The organism is Chamaesiphon sp. OTE_20_metabat_361, assembly GCF_031364565.1.
This window is the reverse complement of record NZ_JANLWO010000714.1, coordinates 1-2,278: the sequence shown is the minus strand read 5'-3', so window position 1 is coordinate 2,278 and position 2,278 is coordinate 1. Positions and strand designations below refer to the sequence as shown.

The 2,278-nt window shown below is 51.4% G+C and carries 3 protein-coding genes; all 3 read left to right on the top strand.

Annotated features, from left to right (window positions below; all coding sequences use genetic code 11):
* Nucleotides 1–49: 49 nt before the first annotated feature.
* The 3 genes from RMO35_RS20200 (at nucleotide 50) to RMO35_RS20190 (ending at nucleotide 1,970) form a co-directional block, all read left to right on the top strand.
* Nucleotides 50–310, top strand: a complete 261-nt coding sequence (locus RMO35_RS20200; RefSeq protein WP_309743613.1) for a DUF6439 family protein — start codon at nucleotides 50–52, stop codon at nucleotides 308–310.
* Between the two features lie 221 nt (nucleotides 311–531).
* The gene (locus tag RMO35_RS20195; RefSeq protein WP_309743611.1) at nucleotides 532–1,497 is read left to right on the top strand and encodes a VOC family protein; all 966 of its coding nucleotides are present in this window, start codon (nucleotides 532–534) and stop codon (nucleotides 1,495–1,497) included.
* 116 nt (nucleotides 1,498–1,613) lie between these two features.
* On the top strand, nucleotides 1,614–1,970 hold the full coding sequence (locus RMO35_RS20190; protein WP_309743609.1) for a hypothetical protein: 357 nt from the start codon (nucleotides 1,614–1,616) through the stop codon (nucleotides 1,968–1,970).
* Nucleotides 1,971–2,278: the final 308 nt, after the last annotated feature.

The following is a 2,278-nucleotide window of genomic DNA, read 5'->3' as shown; positions in this document are numbered from 1 at the left end:
ATTTGGATAGCGTTACTATTAATATGCCTAAATTCAGGTCATAAATCTCATGTCTTCCACTACAGACGATCTTACCACCCTAGAACTGGCTCAAGCCCTCGCCGAACGGTTGCGAATTGCGGAGACAGATTGGCACAGACTCAAATCAAATCGTCCCGCACGGGCGAAGGAACAGGCAGCAGCGGGGTTAGTATTTTTGCTCAAAGATAATCCCGAGGATGCTTTAGCGCGGTTTTCACAGGCAGTAGGGTGGCTGGATAAGTCGATTTCGGCTCCGCCTTGTCCCTCTCATGGCGATCGAGGTAAGTAGTCTCGCGAATGTCTCGCTCGGCTGAATGCAGTCGCTCTCGGCTGCGTCTAGACGCCGGGAATACCTGGTACAATAACAGCAGTAGTGGACAATTATCGACGAAATAATTCCACTAAACGCGTAGCGCAATTCGTCTACTTTGCTTGCGAAGATAGGAGCTTTTGTGACTGGGCGATCTTAGAAGTTAGGGGCGATCGAGTATTGAGGATGTGAGGAAGGCAATGCCGAATACTACAGTGCGATCGATCGGGATGGTAGTGGCAGATCTGGAGCGATCGATCGATTTCTATACTACCGTCCTCGGATTTACCAAAATTACCGATCGACAAGTAATCGGTCGCGAAAGTGCCGATGTCTCCCCCTGGCAACCAGAGGACTTGCCAGCAGAGATCGAGATCCAACTGCGAGTAGTCGAGTTGCAACTGGGTAGGGAGACGATCGAATTGACGGAATTTCTCAGCGCTAAAGGCAGAACGATTCCGGTAGATACGCGCAGTAACGATCGCTGGTTTCAGCATCTGGCGATCGTCGTCAGCGATATGCACCGCGCCTACCAGCATCTGCGCCAACATTCCATCGTCCAAGTCTCTCCCCACCCTCAAACTTTACCTGCTGCAAATCCTGTAGCTGGCGGCATTCAAGCGTTTTATTTTCGAGATCCCGATGGGCACAATCTCAAATTAATTCACTTTCCCGCCACTAAAGGCGATCCAAAATGGCAGGAAGCTGGCGACGCGCTATTTTTGGGAATCGACCATACAGCGATCGTCGTGAGCGATACGGCGGCGAGTCTGGCTCTTTACCGCGATCTGTTGGGGCTGCAATTGCAGCAAGAGAGCGAAAACTTTGGGGTCGAGCAAGAGCAGCTTGGCGGCATCGCCAATGTTAAATTCCGCATCAGCAGCCTCTCAGCGGCAGAGGGGATCGGGATCGAGCTAGTGGAATACTTATCGCCGACTACCGGACGCCCCATTCCTGCCGATACCCAATTCAACGACCTCTGGTGCTGGCAAACCGCGATCGTCGTCGATGATGCGATGGACACTATTGAGCGACTCAAAACCGCTCGATGCTCCATTGTGTCCGCAGAGGTATCACTCAGTACCGAATCAGACTTAGAATTCGATCGCCAGTTCCTCATTAAAGACCCAGATGGGCATCTGATTCGACTAGCCGATTGGGCATAAAAAGCAACTGTAAACTACTACTAAAATAGCGTGAAAACCGCTCCGAGTATTCATTACAGGCTAAGTCTACTAACTTTATAATGAGAGTATAGAGATAGCAAAGGATGACCCCTTAAGTGAAGATTCAACCCTCTGTACTAGTTCACCTCGGATTTGGTAAATATGTTCGATCGGACAATGTTGTCGCCCTGATACCCCTAGAGCAGGAACGCGGCCCCGGACGCCGGACGATCGTCTATTTGCAAGGTCAAGAGGAGCCGATTGTAGTGTCTCGATCGGAAGATACGATCGTCCGGGACTTGGTACAAGAGCCACATGAAGTAACCCAATCCCGTCAGCAACAAGAGATTTTGCGGGACTTATTGCAAAACCTCGATGGTGTCAACGCCACCGTCCGCAGGATCAGTCGCGATGAAGGCGGTCTCGATCTCGATCGACTCGAAGATCGGATTGCCAAGGTTCTCGAAAATTAGGTTCATTTAGTTTACTGACAGCGAAGGAGGGTGCCCCTCCTTCGCTGTTTTGCTAATGTTCTATGGTAATATCAGCAGCAATTTTCGCCTAGATAACGATCGGAAGTTGTGGTGCCAAGCGGAGCGGTAAGCGATATATACTGGTGAGCTTCGTTTTTCCTAGTGGGGGCAGAACCCGGATCTGGGGGTTGTCTTGACGCGCTATACCTGGAGGGAACCTCCAGAGCGCGCGTCGCTCCGACCCCCAGCCCCCCCGTTGAAAGCGGCTCGCGCTCCTCGGGTTCCCCGAGGGTTTAGCGAGACAAGAC